Annotated in this window: 20 protein-coding genes; 8 read left to right on the top strand and 12 right to left on the bottom strand. The window is 64.1% G+C overall.

Annotated elements, in window-relative coordinates; translation table 11 throughout:
- Genes X733_RS145720 through X733_RS145730 form a run of 3 tightly spaced genes read left to right on the top strand, consistent with a single transcriptional unit; the run spans nt 1 to nt 1,984 of the window.
- A complete protein-coding gene (locus X733_RS145720; protein WP_023819320.1) occupies nt 1-1,101 on the top strand; it encodes a murein transglycosylase A in 1,101 nt (366 codons plus the stop codon).
- Nucleotides 1,098-1,616, top strand: a complete 519-nt coding sequence (locus X733_RS145725; protein WP_023819319.1) for a Smr/MutS family protein — start codon at nt 1,098-1,100, stop codon at nt 1,614-1,616. The genes X733_RS145720 and X733_RS145725 overlap by 4 nt, the downstream gene beginning before the upstream one ends.
- Nucleotides 1,616-1,984: a helix-turn-helix transcriptional regulator gene (locus tag X733_RS145730; RefSeq protein WP_023672100.1), complete on the top strand. Its 369-nt coding sequence runs from the start codon at nt 1,616-1,618 to the stop codon at nt 1,982-1,984. The genes X733_RS145725 and X733_RS145730 overlap by 1 nt, the downstream gene beginning before the upstream one ends.
- Nucleotides 1,985-2,079: 95 nt before the next feature.
- On the opposite strand, the gene X733_RS145735 is transcribed toward X733_RS145730, so the two are convergent.
- The 4 genes from X733_RS145735 to X733_RS145750 form a co-directional block, all read right to left on the bottom strand.
- The gene (locus X733_RS145735) at nt 2,080-2,286 is read right to left on the bottom strand and encodes a hypothetical protein (RefSeq protein WP_023672099.1); all 207 of its coding nucleotides are present in this window, start codon (nt 2,284-2,286) and stop codon (nt 2,080-2,082) included.
- A 284-nt stretch (nt 2,287-2,570) separates the two neighbouring features.
- A complete protein-coding gene (locus X733_RS145740) occupies nt 2,571-3,188 on the bottom strand; it encodes a transglutaminase-like cysteine peptidase (RefSeq protein ID WP_023698094.1) in 618 nt (205 codons plus the stop codon).
- 192 nt (nt 3,189-3,380) lie between these two features.
- Nucleotides 3,381-4,658 carry a polyhydroxyalkanoate depolymerase gene (locus X733_RS145745; protein WP_023742011.1) on the bottom strand — a complete coding sequence of 426 codons (1,278 nt, stop codon included), beginning with the start codon at nt 4,656-4,658 and terminating at the stop codon, nt 3,381-3,383.
- Between the two features lie 252 nt (nt 4,659-4,910).
- Nucleotides 4,911-5,270 (bottom strand): septal ring lytic transglycosylase RlpA family protein, encoded by a 360-nt coding sequence (locus X733_RS145750; protein ID WP_023672096.1) that lies wholly within the window; start codon nt 5,268-5,270, stop codon nt 4,911-4,913.
- Between the two features lie 310 nt (nt 5,271-5,580).
- On the opposite strand from X733_RS145750, the gene X733_RS1000000170295 reads away from it, so the two are divergent.
- A complete protein-coding gene (locus X733_RS1000000170295) occupies nt 5,581-5,766 on the top strand; it encodes a hypothetical protein (protein ID WP_023702438.1) in 186 nt (61 codons plus the stop codon).
- 416 nt (nt 5,767-6,182) lie between these two features.
- On the opposite strand, the gene X733_RS145765 is transcribed toward X733_RS1000000170295, so the two are convergent.
- From X733_RS145765 to X733_RS145780, 4 genes are all read right to left on the bottom strand, one after another.
- Nucleotides 6,183-6,986 carry an ATP-binding cassette domain-containing protein gene (locus tag X733_RS145765; protein ID WP_023687585.1) on the bottom strand — a complete coding sequence of 268 codons (804 nt, stop codon included), beginning with the start codon at nt 6,984-6,986 and terminating at the stop codon, nt 6,183-6,185.
- A 7-nt stretch (nt 6,987-6,993) separates the two neighbouring features.
- Nucleotides 6,994-7,770, bottom strand: coding sequence for an ABC transporter permease subunit (locus tag X733_RS145770; RefSeq protein ID WP_023692926.1), 777 nt, complete (start codon nt 7,768-7,770; stop codon nt 6,994-6,996).
- A complete protein-coding gene (ssuD, locus tag X733_RS145775; RefSeq protein WP_023819317.1) occupies nt 7,767-8,936 on the bottom strand; it encodes an FMNH2-dependent alkanesulfonate monooxygenase in 1,170 nt (389 codons plus the stop codon). The genes X733_RS145770 and ssuD overlap by 4 nt, the downstream gene beginning before the upstream one ends.
- Nucleotides 8,937-9,005: 69 nt before the next feature.
- Nucleotides 9,006-9,959 carry a sulfonate ABC transporter substrate-binding protein gene (locus tag X733_RS145780; protein ID WP_023687582.1) on the bottom strand — a complete coding sequence of 318 codons (954 nt, stop codon included), beginning with the start codon at nt 9,957-9,959 and terminating at the stop codon, nt 9,006-9,008.
- 283 nt (nt 9,960-10,242) lie between these two features.
- On the opposite strand from X733_RS145780, the gene X733_RS145785 reads away from it, so the two are divergent.
- Nucleotides 10,243-10,530: a GIY-YIG nuclease family protein gene (locus X733_RS145785; protein ID WP_023710330.1), complete on the top strand. Its 288-nt coding sequence runs from the start codon at nt 10,243-10,245 to the stop codon at nt 10,528-10,530.
- 136 nt (nt 10,531-10,666) lie between these two features.
- Here X733_RS145785 and X733_RS145790 read toward each other — a convergent pair whose 3' ends face one another.
- The 4 genes from X733_RS145790 to tauA all read right to left on the bottom strand — a co-directional run bounded on the left by X733_RS145790 (nt 10,667) and on the right by tauA (nt 13,754).
- Entirely contained in the window at nt 10,667-10,849 is a 183-nt protein-coding gene (locus X733_RS145790; protein WP_023672089.1) for a hypothetical protein, read from the bottom strand.
- Between the two features lie 81 nt (nt 10,850-10,930).
- Nucleotides 10,931-11,791 carry an ABC transporter permease subunit gene (locus tag X733_RS145795; RefSeq protein ID WP_023819316.1) on the bottom strand — a complete coding sequence of 287 codons (861 nt, stop codon included), beginning with the start codon at nt 11,789-11,791 and terminating at the stop codon, nt 10,931-10,933.
- Nucleotides 11,788-12,579 carry a taurine ABC transporter ATP-binding protein gene (locus X733_RS145800; RefSeq protein WP_023819315.1) on the bottom strand — a complete coding sequence of 264 codons (792 nt, stop codon included), beginning with the start codon at nt 12,577-12,579 and terminating at the stop codon, nt 11,788-11,790. Before X733_RS145800 ends, X733_RS145795 begins: the two co-directional genes overlap by 4 nt.
- 161 nt (nt 12,580-12,740) lie before the next feature.
- Nucleotides 12,741-13,754 (bottom strand): taurine ABC transporter substrate-binding protein, encoded by a 1,014-nt coding sequence (gene tauA, locus X733_RS145805; protein ID WP_023692932.1) that lies wholly within the window; start codon nt 13,752-13,754, stop codon nt 12,741-12,743.
- Between the two features lie 232 nt (nt 13,755-13,986).
- On the opposite strand from tauA, the gene X733_RS1000000169690 reads away from it, so the two are divergent.
- From X733_RS1000000169690 to X733_RS145815, 3 genes are all read left to right on the top strand, one after another.
- Nucleotides 13,987-14,148: a hypothetical protein gene (locus X733_RS1000000169690; RefSeq protein WP_023740227.1), complete on the top strand. Its 162-nt coding sequence runs from the start codon at nt 13,987-13,989 to the stop codon at nt 14,146-14,148.
- A gap of 416 nt (nt 14,149-14,564) precedes the next feature.
- Nucleotides 14,565-15,041 carry an Rrf2 family transcriptional regulator gene (locus tag X733_RS145810; protein WP_023692934.1) on the top strand — a complete coding sequence of 159 codons (477 nt, stop codon included), beginning with the start codon at nt 14,565-14,567 and terminating at the stop codon, nt 15,039-15,041.
- 16 nt (nt 15,042-15,057) lie between these two features.
- A complete protein-coding gene (locus X733_RS145815; RefSeq protein ID WP_023672083.1) occupies nt 15,058-16,425 on the top strand; it encodes an FAD/NAD(P)-binding protein in 1,368 nt (455 codons plus the stop codon).
- Nucleotides 16,426-16,495 lie beyond the last annotated feature (70 nt).

Below are 16,495 nucleotides of genomic sequence, written 5' to 3'. Positions count from 1 at the left end.
GTGTCGCTCTCGCCGCTTTTCGTGGAAAAGTCCTTCGATGATCTTCCCGGTTGGAATTCCGATGACCATCTGCCCGTTTTCGAAGCCTTCCGCCGTTCGGCCTTTCATGTCCTGAACAAGCCCTACCGCACCGGTTCGTTGGGCGTACGGTTCGACGCGTTTGCCGGCGCTTATGACGAGGCGCGCACCGTTTCGCCGGCGAATCGGTCGGCGGCCAAGGCTTTTTTCGAGCGCCATTTCGCCCCAGTCCAGATTCGATCCGAAAACCCCGGCCTGGTCACCGGCTTCTACGAGCCCGAGGCCGAGGCCTCACCAGTGCGCACGGATGAATTCACGGTGCCGCTGCTGGCGCGGCCTTCCGATCTCGTCGACATCGATGATGCCAACCGTCCTCGAGGGATGGACGACTATCTCGCCTTCGCCCGCGACACGCCGCAGGGCCCGGTTGAATATTTCAACCGCGGTGAGATCGAGAGAGGCGCGCTGGCCGGCCAAGGCCTGGAAATCGCTTGGCTTGCCGACAAGGTCGACGTCTTCTTCATCCATGTGCAAGGTGCGGCCAGGCTGAAGATGACCGACGGCCGGCTTTGCCGCGTCACCTACGCCGCCAAATCCGGCCAACGTTTCAGCGGTCCGGGGAAGATTCTCGCCGAACTCGGCGAAATCCCACTGGAAAAAGTGACGATGCAGTCTATCCGCGCCTGGTTCAGGGCGCATCCGGATCGCGTCGACGAGATCTTCTGGCAGAACCGCTCCTACATCTTCTTTCGCGAAGCCGATGTCGACGATGCCGCACTCGGTCCTGTCGCCGCCGCCAAGGTGCCGTTGACGCCGGGCCGTTCGCTCGCGGTCGACCGGCTGCTGCACACATTCGGTACCCCCTTCTACATCGACGCTCCGTCGCTGACCGCCTTCGACGGAAAACCGTTCCGGCGGCTGATGATTGCGCAGGACACCGGCTCGGCCATCATCGGACCGGCGCGGGGCGATCTGTTCGCCGGCTCCGGCGATGCGGCCGGCGAGATCGCCGGCGTCGTTCGCAATGCGGCCGATTTCTATGCCTTGGTTCCAGGCGCTCTCGTTTCGGGGAGGAATCGATGAGCAAGCGCCCCGATAAACTCAACGAAGACGATCGGGTGCTGTGGAACCTGGTGGCGCGCACCGCCCGACCGTTGAAGGGCCGGACTGCGGTCGAGATTCCCGACATTGTCGTCGACCCCAAGCCGGCACAGACGCCGGTCGCTGTCGGTCCGGTCCTCGCCGCCAAGCCGAAGGCGCAGCATGTATCGCACGCGCTGGACGAGCCGACATTGGACAAGCTGAAGAAGGGCCGGCTGCCGATCGAAGGCCGCGTCGATCTGCATGGCATGACCCAGGACGAGGCCTATTCGCTGCTGTTTTCGTTCCTGCACCGGGCCCATGCCGGCGGGGTCCGCTATGTCCTAGTCATTACGGGAAAAGGGTCGTCGTCGGGCGGCGACGGCGTCTTGCGGCGCGCCGTGCCTGCCTGGTTGTCGACGCCTGCCTTCCGGCCGCTGGTCTCCAGCCACGATCACGCCGCCCGCAACCACGGCGGTTCGGGCGCGCTCTACGTTCGGCTCAGGCGAACCCGCTGATGACGCCGTTCGGCGAAAAACTGCGGGCGCTTCGAGCCGAGCGCGGCTTGCGCCAGAAGGACATGGCGCAGGCGATCGGAGTCAGCGCCGCCTATCTGTCGGCGCTGGAACATGGCCGCCGCGGCGCGCCGACCTGGACGCTGATCCAGAAGATCATCGGCTATTTCAACGTCATCTGGGACGATGCCGAAGAGCTGGCGCGTCTGGCCGAGGCCTCACATCCGCGGGTGAGACTCGATACGTCCGGCCTCAGTCCTGCCGCCACCGAGTTGGCCAATCTGTTGGCCGAAAACATCGAGAAGCTGGACGAAGCCGAGCTTGCCCGCATCACCGGCTCGATCCGGGCGGCACTGGAGCGGCGTAAGTAGGGCGGCGCCAAGGCCACGAATGCTCATCAATAGCGCCGGCATTTCATCCTGAAGGCGATGCCCGCCGGCCGTTAGCCAGCGGGCATATAGCGAGATTACTTCGCGCCGGCCTGGCCGCCACGGCCGCCAGTGCTGTCATGATCGCCGCCGCGACCGCCACCCAGGCAGTCCGAGGTGAGATCGCAACAGCGATTGCCCCACTGGTTGTTCTTGGCGCAGCCGGTCTGGTCGGCCATAGCGGATCCGGCCAGGGACGATACCGCGATGGCGGCGAGGAAAGCATTACGCAGGAAAGCAGTCATTTGAAGTCTCCATGGTTGGGTTTCTGTTTACGGCTGTGTGTCGCCGCTGGAGACGGTTTGGTTCACGCAGGTAGCGAAATTTTTTGAGGAGGCGTTTCGAGAGATAAGATTTCGAGGGCAGCGCTGCCCTCATCCGCCTGCCGGCACCTTCTCCCCGTAGTGACGGGGGAAGGGAGATAGCCGCTGCGCCGGCACCTATTCCGCAGCGTTGATGAGGGCAGCGCTGACTCATCCTGAAGATGGCGCGCGGGCCGATATCCCGCTCGTTCGAAAGCGTCGTGTCCTTACTGAACCGCGCCGACCAGTACCTGCTGGCCGCCGCGGATCGAGACCCAGCGGCCGGTGTTGTCGATGGCCTGCCGCTTGAGGAAGCGATAGCCGGTGGCGTCCCAGATCTTCACCTTGTCGGTCAGATTGTCGAGGACGTAGTCGCCCCTGTCGGTGCGCACGGTCAGCACGGCATGGCCTTCGCCGTCCGGCTTGCGCACGACGGTGATCAAGAGATCGGCCAGCGACACGCCAGAGCGCGAGAGCAGGCGGCGCTTTTCCAGCACATAGTCTTCGCAATCGCCGACGCCCTTGTCGGGATAGGCCCAGACCTCGTCCTTGCCATAGATGTCGTAGTCGCTCATCGGCTTGACGGCGGCGTTGACCCTTGACGTCACGTTGATCAGCTTGCGCATGAAGGCGTCGGTCATCGCGGCGGGGTTGAGGTTGCTCGGCCGGATCGAGCATTCGCCGGGCTGGGTTTTACAGAAATCATAGTGGCCGATCGGCTGCGAGGTCATGCCGCCCGTCGCCATGGCGCCGCCTGCAAGTGCCGGCACTGCCCAGCACGCAGAGATCGCCAGCCCTGCTGCCGCCCACAAGCGCAGCGTCCGTGCCATCGGTGAGGAAGTCATTGTCCCCGTTCGCCCTTGTTCTTAACGAAAGGTTAAAGGGGATTTACACTCCGTGTCAATTATCGGGGGAGCCAGATTCTTCGGCATGGTTACCCGCGCCCGCCCAACAGCGTCTATTGTGCAACAGAACGCCTGTGGCGCGCAAAATCGCCCCGCTTTTGCGGGCAATGCACGCTGCAGCCGGATCGAGCCTCAGCCTTTGGCGGAGCGGACCAGCTTGGGTTTCACCGCTACGCGTGTTTGGCGGCCGTAGCTTGTGATGAAATCGACGATGCGCGGCACGATTTCCGAGCGGAATCGCGACCCGTTGAAGACGCCGTAATGGCCGACGGCCGGCTGCATGTAATGCGCATGCCGGTCAGCCGGGATGTTGGGGCAGAGATCGTGGGCGGCCTGGGTCTGGCCGAGACCGGAAATGTCGTCGTTCTCGCCTTCGACCGTGAACAGCGCGACATTGCGGATCGCCTTGGTGTCGACAACCTCGCCGCGATGCGTCATCTCGCCCTTGGGCAGCGCATGGCGCACGAACACCGTGTCGACGGTCTGCAGATAGAATTCCGCCGTCAGGTCCATCACCGCCAGATATTCGTCGTAGAAATCGCGGTGCTTCTCGGCATTGTCGCCGTCATGCTTGACCAGGTGCATGAAGAAGTCCTTGTGGGCGGTGATGTGCCGGTCGAGGTTCATGCTCATGAAGCCCGACAACTGGAGGAAGCCCGGATAGACTTCGCGGCCGAAGCCCGGCACCGGCCAGGGCGCGTGCATGATGACGTTGTCGCGGAACCAGTCGATGCCCTTTTCCTTGGCCAGAAGATTGACCGCGGTCGGATTGCGGCGGGTGTCGATCGGCCCGCCCATCAACGTCATGGTCGAGGGCACGAAGGGATCGCCGCGCTTTTCCATCAGCGCCACCGCCGCCAGCACCGGCACCGAAGGCTGGCACACCGCCATCACGTGGGTGTCCGGCCCCAGCGCATGCAGCATGTCGATGATGTAGTCGATATAATCGTCGAGGTCGAAATGGCCGTCGGTCACCGGCACCATCCGGGCATCGACCCAGTTGGTGATGTGCACGTCGGCATAGGGAAGCATCGCCTCGACCGTGCCGCGCAGCAGCGTCGCATAATGGCCCGACATCGGCGCCACGATGAGAAGCTTGGGGTCGGCCTTTCGCCCGGCGGGCACCGACCGCTCGAAGCGGGTAAGATTGCAGAACGGCTTCGACCACACCGTCTTTTCGCTGACCTCGACGCTCTTCCAGTCGACCACGGTCTTGCTCAGGCCGAAATGCGGCTTGCTGTAGCGGCGCGTCGTGCGCTCGAACAGTTCGGCGGTGGCGGCGACCGAGCGGCCCCACGGCGTATGCGAAAACGGGTTGAGCGGGTTGGTGTAGAACAGCCGCACCGCATCGGCATAAAGCCGCGCGGGCTGCAGGGCGGCATGGTTCATTTCATAGAGCTGGTAGAACATCAGGTACTCCGCAGCTGCCGTGACCGAAGGGACGACGGACAGCGCCGAGCCTTGAATGTCTCGCGCGGAGGTTAACAAGATATTGCTGCGATGCAATACGTCACGTGGCGTGACATATGCCAATCTTTCGTCCAAGGCCTTGAGAAACCGCGTTGGGCGGGTGCAGCCGGCTCAATGTGCACTGCAAAATGCAAGGCTGTTGGACAACGGGGCAGGATGCGTCCGGCCCGATCGGGCCGGACTTGGACAGATCTAGACGCGCGCCATGCACACCGAGGTATGGCCCGAGCCGATGAAGCCGAGTTGGCCGGCGGCGCCCTTGGACAGATCGAGCACGCGCCCTTTGATGAACGGGCCGCGGTCGTTGATGCGCACGATGACGCTGCGGCCATTATTCTGGTTGGTCACTTTCAACTTGGTGCCGAAAGGCAGGCTGCGGTGCGCGGCGGTCAGCGCCGACGGGTTCATGCGTTCGCCATTGGCGGTCCTGGAATGCAGTGCGTACCAGGAGGCGCGGCCGCACTGGCCAGCGGCGGAGGAGGCGGATGCACCGACCATTAGGCCAGCCGCGATCGTTACCGCGACAAGCGCGGTCTGGTTTGTTTTCTTCATGTTGGGGGGATTGGCTCCGTTTTCGACAGACCCCAGCCGTTAAGTGCCGAATAAGGCGGGAAATGCGGCAAGCATCGGGCAGTTCCGTGGCACCGGCACACGTTTGGAGTCGCTGGGAAACAGTTTGTCAGGCATCTTTCGTGTGGCGCGGCCGTATCGCCGGCGATATTGCGAGCTGTTTCACAGATTCCGTGAGCAAGGCAGGACGTTATAGTACAAGTAGAAGAGAGCGCGATTGGGCGCCGTCCTTTCGCTCTGTCATCACGGTCATGGCGCAGTTGACGATCGACTTTGAAAAGGGATTCCAACGATGAGACTGTTCAAATATCTGCTGGCTCTGATCGTACTGGCCATCGGCGCGCTGTGGTCGCTGCAAGGCATTGGCGTGGTCGGCGGCAGCTTCATGACCGGCCAGTCGCAATGGCTCTATATCGGTATCGTGACCATGCTGGTCGGTTTCGCCGGGCTGGTATGGGCGAGCCGTTCGCGGGGGTGAGTTGCGACGAAAGTCGACCGCCACAGATCGACTCCCACTCCGTCGAGCTTCGCTCGACACCTCTCCCCCCATCGACGGGGTNAGGAAGGGCACTATCTCAAGCGTTGCCTAGCGCCCAAGGGTCGACCCCCACTCCGTCGAGCTTCGCTCGACACCTCTCCCCCGATCGACGGGGGAGAGGAAAGGCGCGAGCCTATGCAAGGGCGCGAACTTATGCGGGCTGGCTCCCTTCCTCTCCCTCCGGAGGGGGGAGAGGTGGCGCCGCGAAGCGGTGACGGAGTGGGGGAAGGCGCTGGTCAAACCCGCAGTCGCAAACAGGGCCAACCCGGCGAGCAAGAAAACAGCCACCCCATATTGCCGGTCCATTCTGTTACCTATCTATCCGGTTCGGATAGAATGCCCTGCCCGCGACAGCACTACCCGAACAGCTGATCCAGAATCCTGCCCTCCAGCCTGGCAAGCTCGACCGAACCGCGCCGGCGCGGCCGCGCCACCGACACGTCGAGATCGAGCGCGATGCGGCCCTCGTCGATCACCACCACCCGGTCGGCGAGCGCAACCGCCTCGGCGACGTCATGCGTGACCAGCACGGCGGTGAATTTTTGCTCCAGCCAGATGCGTCCCAGAAGCTGCTGCATTTCGATGCGGGTCAGCGCATCGAGTGCGCCGAGCGGCTCGTCGAGCGCCAGAATCTTTGGCTGTCCGATCAGTGCACGCGCCAGCGCCACGCGCTGCTTCTGGCCGCCCGACAGCACCGAGGGCCATTCGTCGGCGCGGTCGGCGAGGCCGACTTCACCCAGGATGGCGAGCGCGCGCCGCCTGGCTTCCGCACCGGTGGCAAGCCCGGTCAGCCCGACCTCGACGTTTTTCACCACGCTGGCCCAGGGCAACAGCCGCGGCTCCTGGAACATGAAGCGGCTCTCTTCGCCGGCGCCGGCCTTCGCCTCCGGCCCGAATGTAAGGGATCCAGCGGTTGGCCGATCGAGCCCGGCCAGCAGCCGCAACAGCGTACTCTTGCCGCAGCCGCTCTTGCCGATGACGGCCACAAACTGTCCGACGGGCACATCGAGATCGATGCCGTCGAGCACGACCTTGTCGCCAAAGCGCTTTTCCACGCCCTTGAAGGCAAAGGCGCGCTGCCTTTCGACGGCCTCCTCCGGCCGTGACGGTTCCGGCGCGGCGACGAAGGAACGGATGGCGGTCAGGCTGGCGGTTGGCATCGAACCCTCAGGCGTTCTGGAAGGCGGGATGCCAGCCGAGCGACAGCCGCTCGAGCAGGCGGGCGAAGCTGTCGGCAAGCTTGCCGAGCAGCGCATAGATCAGGATCGACAGCACGACCACATCGATCAGCAGGAATTCGCGTGCCTGCATGGCCATGTAGCCGAGGCCGGAACTGGCCGAGATGGTTTCGGCAACGATCAGCGTCAGCCACATGATGCCTAAGGCATAGCGCAGGCCGACGAAGATCGCCGGCAGCGCGCCGGGCAGGATCACCTGAAAAAACAACGCGCGGCGGTCCATGCCGTAGACCCGGCCCATCTCGACCAGCTGCGGGTCGACGCTCTGGATGCCGAGCAGCGTGTTGACGTAGATCGGGAAGAACACGCCGAGCGCCACCAGGAACAGTTTTGCTTCCTCGTCGATGCCGAACCACAGGATGACCAGCGGGATCAGCGCCAGATGCGGGATGTTGCGGATCATCTGCAGCGTCGTGTCGGTCAGGCCGCGGCTGAGCGCCGACAGCCCGTTGGCAAGGCCGAGTGCAAAGCCGATCGAGCCGCCGATGGCAAACCCGGCCAGCGCGCGCAGCGTGCTGACGCCGATGTTCTGTATCAGCTCGCCCGATAGCGTCAGCCGCCAGAAGGCCTCGGCCACCGCGCTCGGCGCCGGCAGTACATTGGCCGGCATCACGCCGGCGCGGCTGGCGGCTTCCCAGCCAATTATGACCAGCGCCGGCAGCAGCCAGCCGATGCCGTTCTGTTTGGCCCGTTGAGCCAGGCTCATGACGACGCCTGAAGGCGGTTGGCGCCGTGGAAGCCGACGGCGAATTCATTGGCGATGTTCTCATGCGCCCGTGCCCGCCTGGTGCCCAGGCCGAGACGCGGGAACAGAAGCTCGGCGACGCGGTAGGCTTCCTCGAGATGCGGGTAGCCGGAGCCGATGATGGTGTCGATGCCGATCGCCTGATACTCGCGGATGCGCTCGACGATCTGCTCGGGCGAGCCGACCAAAGCTGTGCCGGCGCCGCCGCGCACCAGGCCGACGCCGGCCCACAGATTGGGCGAAACCACCAGCCTGTCGCGGCGGCCGCCATGCAGTTCGGCCATGCGCCGCTGTCCCACAGAGTCCATCTCCCTGGTGAAGCGGGCCTGGGCATTTTCGATCTGGGCATCGGTGACGTGGCTGATCAGCCGGTCGGCGGCGCGCCAGGCCTCTTCCTCGGTCTCGCGCACGATGAAATGAAGCCTGATGCCGAAACGCAGTTTGCGGCCGCGCCGTTCAGCCTTTTTGCGCGCCGCGCTGAGTTTTTCCGCCACCTGCGCCGGCGGCTCGCCCCAGGTCAGGTACATATCGACGAGATCGGCGGCGAGCTCCTGGCCGGCATCGGACGAGCCGCCGAAATAGAGCGGCGGCCGCTCCTGTTGCGGCAGAAGGTCAAGGCGGCCATTGTCGACGCGGTAATATTTGCCGTTGAAGTTGACGCTCTCGCCCGACACCAGGGCGCGCCAGATGGTCAGGAACTCTTGCGCCTGCGCATAGCGCTCATCATGCGGCAGGAGCACGCCATCGCCGGCAAGCTCGGTCGGGTTGCCGCCGACCACGACATTGAGCAGCAGGCGGCCATTGCTCAGCCGGTCGAGCGCCGCCGTCTGGCGCGCCGCGAAGGTGGGCAACGTCACGCCGGGCCGTAGCGCCACCAGGAATTTGAGCTTTTCCGTCAGCGCTGCAAGGCCGGAGGCGGTGATCCAGGAATCCTCGCAATTCTGCCCGGTCGGCAAAAGCACGCCGGGAAAGCCGAGCCGGTCGACGGCCTGTGCGATCTCCTTGAAGTAAGCGAACTCCGGCGGCCGCTGCTGCTGTTCGGAGCCGAGATAGGAGCCGTCGCCATGCGTCGGGATGAACCAGAAGAAATCGAGCGGGCCGGCTTGCGGGCTTGATGAAGCGGTCATGGCGAAATCCCTGAAGCTTGAAACGGCAAAGGCGCCGGGCGTTTTCCGCCCGGCGCCACACAAGAAAGTTCAATTGCCCGGTGCGGTCCACACGGCGTCGGAGATGCGCACCGCGTTCGGGATCAGCTTGAGCTTGTAGAAGCGATCGGCTGTCGCCTGCTGGCCGGCGATGATCTCGTCGGTGATCGGGAAGATGCCGAATTTGGTGCGGTTGGCCGCGATCGTCTGTGCATCGAGCGGCACGCCGGTCACCTCATGCAGCGCCGCGGCAACCTTGTCGCGGTTCGCGTCCGCCCATTTCGCCGCCACGCCGAGCGCCGATATCGTCGTGGCGATCGTCTCCGGATGCGCCTTGGCGAAATCCTTGTTGGCGAGGAAATAGGTGTTCACCTTCAGCACCTCGCTGGAGCGCGCCAGCACGCGCGGCTGGTAGCGTGTCTCGGCGATGGCGTAGAACGGATCCCAGACCGCCCAGGCATCGATCTGGTCGCTGGCGAAAGCCGCCGCAGCATCGGCCGGGCTGAGATAGACCGGGGTGATCTGGTCGAAGGGGATGTTTGCTTTTTCGAGTGCCGCGACCAGCAGATTGTGCGCGCTGGTGCCTTTGCCGACGCCGATGCGCTTTCCCTTGAGGTCGGCGAGCGACTGGATCGGCGATGCCGGCTTGACGAAGATCGCTTCGCCGTCGCCATTGGCCGGCAGTGCCGCCGCATAGACGATGTTGGCGCCGGCCGACTGGCCGAAGATTGGCGGTGCGTCGCCGGTCCAGCCGACATCGATGGCGCCGACATTGAGCGCCTCGACCAGCGGCGGGCCGGCGGTGAATTCGACCCATTTCACCGCGACACCCTTGTCGCTCAGCGCCTTCTCGATCACCTGCTGCTGCCGGGCGATGACCGGCAGGCCGGTCTTCTGATAGCCGATGTTGAGCTGCTTCAACTCCTGCGCCGAGGCACTGAGCGAGGCAGCAATGCCCGCCGCCAAAAGGCCAAGGCCGAAAACGCGTCTGGTCAGGCTGAACATGATCCCTCTTCCTTCGCTGCGAACCGGCGCCGGGAAGGGCTCCCTGCCGTGGATGAGAGACAAGGCTAGGTAGGTCTATAAATTTAGTAGAGAAACGATTTTGCGAGTTGGCTGCTTGACGTGGAAATATTTTCTTCAGAACCCAGCGCTCGTCATCCTAGGGCGAAGCAAGGAGCGAAGCGACGCGGCGCAGACCCTAGGATCCATGCCGTGACGTTTGCCGTAGAGTGGAACGGATCAGAATGTCGCTTGTGCGCGAACCGAGGCTCGATACCCTGAAACCATGACCGGCTACGTCTACATGACTGCAAGCCAAAAACGCGGCACGATCTACATCGGCGTCACCAACGATCTCGCCCGCCGCATGCCTGAACACAAATCCGGCCAGGGCGCAGGCTTCACCAGCCGCTACGGTGTTCAACGGCTGGTCTGGTATGAGGAATTCTTCGACATCACCGATGCCATTCAACGCGAGAAGTCGCTGAAGCGATGGCCGAGACAGTGGAAGATCGAACTGATAGAGAAGGCCAATCCGGAGTGGTTTGAGCTGTTTCGCGGAACCGGGTGGTAGGCGCCAGGTTTGTTGCTCCCCTGGAGCGTAGCATCAGCGTCTCGGCATGGATCCTAGGGTCTGCGCCGCGTCGCTTCGCTCCTTGCTTCGCCCTAGGATGACGAAATCGCGAAGGCTGGCGCTAATCACCATCACCTCACTGCGACCAATACTGCCAGGCCCAGTAAAATCCCTCGTCGCGTGGCGGCAGGCGGTCGCGTTCGGCGTCGAGTTGCACGGGGGCCGGCGATTTCGGTTGCGGCTGTGACGACGAGTTCTCCCGCCAGGCGAGCAGCCAGTTGCCGAGATGGGCGAACAGCACCGCGGTGGACTGGGTCATGACATCACTCCTTCTGTTCCGGGGTCGGCGGTCGCCGTGCTGCGAAGGGAAGCAGCCGGTCAAACCGGAAGAAACTTGTTGTCATTCCTTTCCCGCCCACGGAACCAGCTGACGCTCGATCCGGCGGATGATGAATTCCAGCACGAAGGCTATTGTCGCGATCACCACTATTCCCATCACCACGACATCGGTGACCAGGAACTGGGCGGCCGACTGGATCATGAAGCCGAGGCCGCGCGTTGCCGCCACCAGCTCGGCTGCAACCAGCGTCGACCAGCCGGCGCCGAGCGCGATGCGCAGGCCGGTGAGGATCGACGGCAGCGCGCTGGGCAGGATGACATGGCGCACCACTTGGCGCTGCGTCGCACCAAGCGAACGGGCCGCATCGATGCGCTCCTTTGAGACACCGCGCACGCCCGAGGCCGTCGACAGCGCCACGGGCGCCAGCATGGCAATGGCGATCACCAGGATCTTTGACGGCTCGCCGATGCCGAACCAGATGATGACCAGCGGCAGATAGGCGAGCGGCGGGATCGGCCGCAAAAATTCGAGCAAGGGATCGAAGATGCCGCGCCCGACCGTCGAAATGCCCATAGCCAGCCCAACCGGAACGCCGATGACGATGGCCGCGAGCAGCGCCGCGAACACGCGGCCGAGGCTGGCGACGATGTGCTGGAGCAAAGTCGCGTCGACGAAGCCGTCCTTGATCACCACGATGAACTTGGTCCACACGGCAGCGGGCGACGGCAGGAACACCGGCGACACCAGTTGCAGGCGCGCAGACAGCGCCCATGCCGCCAGCGCGGCCAGGATGGTGACGGCGCTGATCGCCCGCGAGGAAACCCCGCGCCGCTTCCGCACCGGCCGCGACCACGGCACCGAAACGGCATCGGCCTCGCCGGTCCCGGTGGCCGGCCGCTCGCTGTAGGAGGTGACGCTCATGCCACCACTCCTTCGAAGATCGCATCGGTCAGCTCGCCGCGCGCCGCGGCAAAGGCCGGATCGGTCTTGATGGCGCGGATCGGCTCGCCTGCGGCATAGCGCCGGCTGAAACTGGTCTCGAATGTCCGCACCACGCGGCCCGGTCCGGGCGCCAAAACGACGATGCTTGTGGCCAGCACCAGCGCCTCCTCGATGCCGTGCGTGACCATCAGCACGCCGACCCGGCTTGCGGTCCACAGGTCGAGCAGCGTCGTCTGCATGCGCTCGCGCGTCAGCGCATCGAGTGCGCCGAGCGGTTCGTCGAGCAGCAGGAATTCAGGCTCGGCCGCGAGCGCTCGGGCGAGGCCGACGCGCTGGCGCATGCCGCCGGACAATTCCCAGATGCGTTTGTCGCCGACGCCGTTAAGCTTGACCAGCGTCAGCAACTGGTCGGCGCGGCGCGCCCGCTCGGCTTGCGGCACGCCGCGCAGCCTGAGCGCAAAGGCCACGTTTTCACGGGCCGTCAGCCAGGGAAACAGCGCATCGTTCTGGAACACGACCGCCCGGTCGGAGCCTGGGCCGGTGATCGGCCGGCCGCCGATCGTGGCGACCCCGCGCGCGGGCTCGACCAGGCCGGCGGCGACATTGAGCAGCGAAGTCTTGCCGCAGCCGGAGCGGCCGACCAGCACGACGAAATCGCCCTTGGCGACATCGATGGAAACCCGGTCGACCGCCGGCGCTGCCTGGCCGTCATAGTGAACCGAGACCTTGTCGAGTACGAGATGCGGGTCGAGTACGAGATGCGGCATGAAAAGGGGCTCCGGAAGAAAATCAGCCTGCCCCGGCCCTCGTTAAGCGGATCCGGGACAGGCAGCACGCGGCGTCAGGGAAGAAGAAACCGCGCGTGTTCAGGGCAATTCCAGGAAAAGTGTAAAGCGGTTTTCCGTCCGGAATTGCGTAAAACTGAAGATCAGTTCGAGGCCAGAGCCTCGGTCACGTATTTCGACGACACGTATTTCGAATAGTCGGGCAGCACGGCGTCGATCTTGCCCTGCTCCTTGAGGAAGGCCGAAGCTGCCTCGATCGCCTTGACCGTGCCGCCGCCGAGGAATTTGTCGGAAGCCTGCTCTTCCAATGTCGGGAAGACGTAACCCTTGAGGAGCTGCGGCACCTCTTCCAGTTTGGCACCGGTGATCTTGGCGATCTTGGCCGCTTCCGGCGACGAAACCGACCATGCCTCGGGCTTGGCCAGGAACTGGGCATAGGATTCGCCGGTCACCTTGACGAAATCGCGCACGGCGTCCGGGTTCTTTTCGGCGAAGTCGGTGCGCACGATCCAGGCGTCGAAGGTCGGCGCGCCCCAGGCGGCAACCTGCGAGGAATCCAGCACCACCTTGCCTGTCGTCTTGATCTGGCCGAGCGCCGGATCCCAGACATAGGCCGCGTCTATGTCGCCGCGGGCGAAGGCGGCGGCTATTTCCGGTGGCCTGAGATTAAGGATTTCGACCGACTTCGGGTCAACGTTGTCGTGCTTCAGCGCCGCAAGCAGGCTGTAATGCGTGGTCGACACGAACGGCACCGCCACCTTCTTGCCGGCGAGGTCGGCGATCTTCTCGATGCCGGATCCGTTGCGGGCGACCAGCGCCTCGGACTGGCCGATCAGGCCGACGACAAAGATGGTCTGGATCGGCAGTTCGCGGCTGGCGGCCGCGGCCAGCGGACTCGAGCCGACATAGCCGATATCGACCGAACCGGATGCGACGGCGGCGATGACATCGGCGCCGGAATCGAATTTGCGCCAGTCGATCGTGGCCTTGGTCGCCTTTTCATAGGCGCCGTCGGCTTGCGCTACTTTGGAAGGTTCGACCACCGTTTGGTAGCCGATCGTGATGTTGAGGTCCTGCGCCTGGGCCGGGCCGAGGAAGGCCGCACCCGCCAAAGCTGCCGACGACAGGAGGACAATGCGTCGCGAAATGCTGGACATGAAAGGCTCCATGAAAAATGAGAAAAACCGGATGCCTGTTCATAGTCAGCTAATTCTATCATTCTTGTAGAGTTAAATCGTTCCAAGGAAAAAGCACTTGTTAGAAAAAAACCAACGGCTGATGCGGGCGCGGTGACCGGCCCGTGTCGGACCGTGCACAAACGCAAACGGCGCCCCAAAGGTGCTGAAGAGTTGGTGGTCCTGCCAACCCTCGCTACGGAAGAGGCCTGATTTGGTGCTCGGCGCGCCGCTTGCGGCCTGCCGCAGGATCGATGTCGAGCCGTTGAGCCTCACCGACTTCCGCAGCGACGGCCACCGCTGGATGCTGCGCTCAAGCGGCGTGCCGGTGGCCGCCAAGGCCGCCCGGTCTCAGAGCGACAACGCGGCGTCCTGATATCGGGCGCAGGGCGGCGCCCGAGTTGTCGGGAGTCATGTTTCGCCGATCCGCGGGCTGCGACCCAAAATTCCTGGCAAAGCCCCAAATGGCGCAAATCCATGCTGTAAAAGACGGTTGATTTGAAAACACGTTCCGCGTGTTCGACGGTAAGTATAGTAATCTTATCGACATTGGGAGCAGGAGCCGCCGCTCATCGCCGCTATCGCTCGCGGCTGGCTGTGACCTTAACGGCACAAAGCCTTGCCAAAGTGGCCCCTGCGGCGTGAAAACGAAGCAATATCAAGGTTTCTCGGCTTGTATATCATGTCAGTAGAATTTATGTGTCGAAGCAGCTTGCACGCGGCGGGGAGGCACGTCAGGCGTTTCGCAACCGATGGTTTTGGGCCATCGCCTGACAGAGAAACATTCGGTCTATGCTCACCAAAAAAGGCAAGTACGGCCTCAAGGCGCTGGTCCATCTGGCGCAACTGCCGACGGGACAGCTCGCCTTTGTCGGCGACATCGCCAGCGGCAACAACATTCCGAAGAAATTCCTCGACGCCATTCTGGGCGAATTGCGCAATGCCGGTTTCGTCCAGAGCCGCAAGGGCAAGGATGGCGGCTATCGCTTGGCGCGCCCGGCCGACGAGATCAAGGTCGGCCATGTCGTGCGCGTCCTCGACGGACCGCTGGCGCCCATCCCCTGCGCCAGCCGCACTCAGTATCAGCGCTGTGAAGACTGCAATGAGGCGACATGCCAAGTCCGACATCTGATGCTCGAGGTCCGGCAGGCGATCGCCGAGGTGCTCGACCAGCGCACGCTGGCCGAGATGCGCGACATCGTCCTCGACGACCTTCCGGTCGCGAGGGACATCGACGAGCTTGCGCCGGCGCAAAAGGTCCCCGCCTGATCCTGAGCGTGCTCGCATGAGCGTCGCGCGCGCCAATTCGATCATCCGCAGCTCGATCATCATCGTCGGTGGCGGCGCCAGCGGCGTCGTGTTGGCCGCGCATCTGCTGAAGTCGCCCAACCCGGACCTTCGCGTCACGCTGATCGAAAAGCGTCCGCATTTCGGCCAGGGCATCGCCTATTCGACGCTTTTGTCGGCGCACGTGCTGAATGTCAGCGCTGCGGGGATGAGCGCCTATGCCGACGATCCCCTGAATTTCTGGCGCTGGTTGCAGGGGCGCGGCCTGATAAGCCAGGAACAGACGCCGCAGACACCCTTCTATGCACCGCGCAGCGTCTATGCCCGCTACCTCAAGGAAGTGCTCGACGAGCTCGAAGCGCGCGAAAAGGAAACCGGCCGTCTCAGGCTGATTCGCGAGGAAAGCCTGTCGATCTCGCCGACATCGTCCGGTGTCGAAGTGGTGCTGGCCAACGGCACCAGCGTCGTCGCGCATCTGGCGGTGCTTGCCACCGGCCATGACGAGCAGCCCGGCGCCGGCCAGGGCCACGCCATCCGTATGGGCACCGAGGCCGACACCGCGCTCGATCCTGAAGCCCGCGTGCTGGTGCTGGGCACCGGGCTCAGCATGGTCGATGCCTTCCTGTCGCTCGAGCAGCGCGGCCATCGCGGCGAGATCGTCGCCGTGTCGCGGCGCGGCCTGCTGCCGTCGCCGCACCGCAAGGGCAACCCGATCAAGCTCGACGTCGCCGACATTCCGCTCGGCACGCAGCTCTCCTATTTCGTCGGCTGGTTCCGCGACCTGATCCGCGAAAACCAGAAGGCCGGCATCGACTGGCGCGACGTCGTCGATGGGCTGCGACCCTTCAATCAGAAGATCTGGCAGAACTGGCCGTCCTCGGCCAAGCGCCGCTTCGTCGAGCACACCAAGGCCTGGTGGGACATCCATCGCCATCGGCTGGCGCCCGAGGTGCATGCCCGCGTCACCGAAGCGGTGCGCACCGGCCGCATCCGCCCGGTCGCCGGCCGTGTCGTCGGCATCGAGGCTGGCGATGGATTCACCGTCGGCATCCAGTCCCGCCACACAAAGGCGCTGGAAACGCTGCAGGTCGCCCGCATCTATGATTGCACCGGCATCGCCCGCGACATCTCGACGACGTCGAACAGCGTCGTGCGCTCGCTGGTCGACCGCGGCCTGGCGCGGCCCGACCCGCTGCGGCTTGGCCTCGATGTCACAGCCAAGTGCGAAATCATCGCCGGCGACGGCACCGCATCGGCCAAGATCCTCGCCGTCGGGCCGCTGACCCGCGGCACCTTCTTCGAGATCGACGCCATCCCCGACATCCGCGTGCAATGCGCTAGGCTGAGCAAGCAGCTGCTGGGGTAAAGCTGTTGACGTCGGCGGGATAGCACGCCCCTCAGAGGGGGGTGGGAAGGATCGCTACGGAGGGTGTTGG

Source organism: Mesorhizobium sp. L2C066B000, assembly GCF_000502335.1.
Classification (GTDB): domain Bacteria; phylum Pseudomonadota; class Alphaproteobacteria; order Rhizobiales; family Rhizobiaceae; genus Mesorhizobium.
This window is presented reverse-complemented; position numbering and strand designations above follow the sequence as displayed.

Excerpts from the sequence above, each read along its gene's own strand:
- tauA (WP_023692932.1), bottom strand. The coding sequence starts at position 13,754 with ATGTCCAGCATTTCGCGACGCATTGTCCTCCTGTCGTCGGCAGCTTTG.
- X733_RS145725 (WP_023819319.1), top strand. The coding sequence starts at position 1,098 with ATGAGCAAGCGCCCCGATAAACTCAACGAAGACGATCGGGTGCTGTGG.
- X733_RS145730 (WP_023672100.1), top strand. The coding sequence starts at position 1,616 with ATGACGCCGTTCGGCGAAAAACTGCGGGCGCTTCGAGCCGAGCGCGGC.
- X733_RS145765 (WP_023687585.1), bottom strand. The coding sequence starts at position 6,986 with ATGCCAACCGCCAGCCTGACCGCCATCCGTTCCTTCGTCGCCGCGCCG.
- X733_RS145750 (WP_023672096.1), bottom strand. The coding sequence starts at position 5,270 with ATGAAGAAAACAAACCAGACCGCGCTTGTCGCGGTAACGATCGCGGCT.
- X733_RS145785 (WP_023710330.1), top strand. The coding sequence starts at position 10,243 with ATGACCGGCTACGTCTACATGACTGCAAGCCAAAAACGCGGCACGATC.
- X733_RS1000000170295 (WP_023702438.1), top strand. The coding sequence starts at position 5,581 with ATGAGACTGTTCAAATATCTGCTGGCTCTGATCGTACTGGCCATCGGC.
- ssuD (WP_023819317.1), bottom strand. The coding sequence starts at position 8,936 with ATGACCGCTTCATCAAGCCCGCAAGCCGGCCCGCTCGATTTCTTCTGG.
- X733_RS145810 (WP_023692934.1), top strand. The coding sequence starts at position 14,565 with ATGCTCACCAAAAAAGGCAAGTACGGCCTCAAGGCGCTGGTCCATCTG.
- X733_RS145790 (WP_023672089.1), bottom strand. The coding sequence starts at position 10,849 with ATGACCCAGTCCACCGCGGTGCTGTTCGCCCATCTCGGCAACTGGCTG.
- X733_RS145795 (WP_023819316.1), bottom strand. The coding sequence starts at position 11,791 with ATGAGCGTCACCTCCTACAGCGAGCGGCCGGCCACCGGGACCGGCGAG.
- X733_RS145735 (WP_023672099.1), bottom strand. The coding sequence starts at position 2,286 with ATGACTGCTTTCCTGCGTAATGCTTTCCTCGCCGCCATCGCGGTATCG.
- X733_RS145780 (WP_023687582.1), bottom strand. The coding sequence starts at position 9,959 with ATGTTCAGCCTGACCAGACGCGTTTTCGGCCTTGGCCTTTTGGCGGCG.
- X733_RS145745 (WP_023742011.1), bottom strand. The coding sequence starts at position 4,658 with ATGTTCTACCAGCTCTATGAAATGAACCATGCCGCCCTGCAGCCCGCG.
- X733_RS145815 (WP_023672083.1), top strand. The coding sequence starts at position 15,058 with ATGAGCGTCGCGCGCGCCAATTCGATCATCCGCAGCTCGATCATCATC.
- X733_RS145800 (WP_023819315.1), bottom strand. The coding sequence starts at position 12,579 with ATGCCGCATCTCGTACTCGACCCGCATCTCGTACTCGACAAGGTCTCG.
- X733_RS145770 (WP_023692926.1), bottom strand. The coding sequence starts at position 7,770 with ATGAGCCTGGCTCAACGGGCCAAACAGAACGGCATCGGCTGGCTGCTG.
- X733_RS145740 (WP_023698094.1), bottom strand. The coding sequence starts at position 3,188 with ATGACTTCCTCACCGATGGCACGGACGCTGCGCTTGTGGGCGGCAGCA.